We start from the raw sequence: 1,544 nt of genomic DNA, 5'->3' as shown, positions 1-1,544 counted from the left end.
CTGAGGCAAACTACTATCGGCAACTTGAAACGGTTGCCGCTGAACCGGCATTAACTTAAACCAACCAGCCTCCACGATTCCCGGGGCGGTTCAGTGCTCGAAGACCTTGAGTGGCTTCGCAGCGAATGGTGGTATGAAAGTCCTGACGAACTTTCGTCGGGTGACTTGCGTCGCGGCAGTGTATCGCTGCATTTGCTCCTCGTTCAAGGACTTCTTGGAAAAGCATGGAGGGAATACGGATTTCCAAAAGAGCCAAAAATTATCGCGCCGGACATGGGAGCAATTGCTGCCGAAGAGGGCGTTAGTCTCGACATGGCTGCGGCCTGTGTCGCAGGCGGTGGCCGACAACGCAACTTGCTGCTGTCCTTCTTTGGCGTGTTCCGTGTCGACAATCCGACGACGGGAGCTCGTGCTGATGCTGAAGAGGGATTTGCAGTCAAAACGACTTGTCTGGCGGCATCTTCACCGACCACTAATTTGTCGGAGCTCCCACCAATAGATGGCCTAGCGCGCCGCGAACTGTCGATATCTCAATATACTAGCGCTGTCGGTGCCATACGCATCAGCACGAGATTTACCCGTCAGCAGGTCTTGGAGTACTTCCGGAACTACGCGGGCGGCGCGCACTACGAGTCATCGGATCCATCGCCGAATCGTATTCCCAGCATGGACTACTTGCGCCTCGCGGAGCTTGACGATCACATTAAGGCAGATGTTCGCGGTGGCCTATCGTTCGAGTTGCTTTCGATTGGGCAAGCTGTCGCTACGGCACCAGATGTTCAGCGATTGATTGACGCGATGAAAGCTGTTCAGATCGAAGCTTAGAACGATAGCTGGGCAAGCGGTTGGCATACACGGCAAGTTACCGGCTACCCGAATGCGAGTGGCGAAAGTAGATCATCCTGGCATTGCGGGTTTTGGTTTCTCAGAAAAGTTTTGCCGGTTTTCTGATGTCGTTGCCATTCAATGGATGACATTTTTAATGCGCTCTACGCTGTAGCGGCCTAATTACGCGCAGCCTGGAACTGCGCGTGATCAAAAAAGGGATCGCGCGAGCCTGTCACGATGCGATGGCCTCGCAGCAGTGATGTCAGCAACGACTCAGAGGTCTGGGCCGAAAGCAACAAATGTTCGACAAAGAATACGTTGTGAAAGAGGAAGTTGTCGAACAGGTCTGTTGGCTTCTCGGATGGCATCAGAGCGGCGAATTCCGAACAGTGCTTTTGCAACGTATCCAACTGCTCGTTCGCACTGTCTAGGCCGTCCTGTTGTTTCGAGTTCAGTTCCCTGGCCGGGTTTAGATGGATTTGGGAGAACGTCGTGAGCGTGTTCCTTACTACGGCACCATCGTGGAGGCCGCCATAGTCGGCCAATGAGATGACGCATTTCATTATCCGGCGCCCATTGAGTTCCAGCGTTGTTCCATCGATGAACGTCAAATGGCCATCTCTTAGAAGGTGTTATGCACTTTTGTTAAGGGCTGCAAAGTGGACGAGCATAAGCACGGAGAATACGACGAAATGCAACCCAGCCAATGTTTCGGG

At 53.2% G+C, this 1,544-nt stretch carries 2 protein-coding genes; one reads left to right on the top strand and one right to left on the bottom strand.

Translation table 11 applies throughout. The features are described 5' to 3' along the window. Positions 1 to 93 precede the first annotated feature (93 nt). Positions 94 to 825 carry a hypothetical protein gene (locus tag F4827_RS34830; RefSeq protein ID WP_183734071.1) on the top strand — a complete coding sequence of 244 codons (732 nt, stop codon included), beginning with the start codon at positions 94 to 96 and terminating at the stop codon, positions 823 to 825. A 179-nt stretch (positions 826 to 1,004) separates the two neighbouring features. Here the strand turns inward: F4827_RS34830 and F4827_RS34825 are convergent, their stop codons facing one another. Further along, positions 1,005 to 1,439, bottom strand: coding sequence for a hypothetical protein (locus F4827_RS34825; protein WP_183734066.1), 435 nt, complete (start codon positions 1,437 to 1,439; stop codon positions 1,005 to 1,007). Positions 1,440 to 1,544 lie beyond the last annotated feature (105 nt).

The organism is Paraburkholderia bannensis, assembly GCF_014200455.1.
GTDB classification, from domain to species: Bacteria; Pseudomonadota; Gammaproteobacteria; order Burkholderiales; family Burkholderiaceae; genus Paraburkholderia; species Paraburkholderia bannensis_A.
Note: the sequence above shows the minus strand (reverse complement) of the source record. Positions and strands in the feature narration are given on the sequence as shown.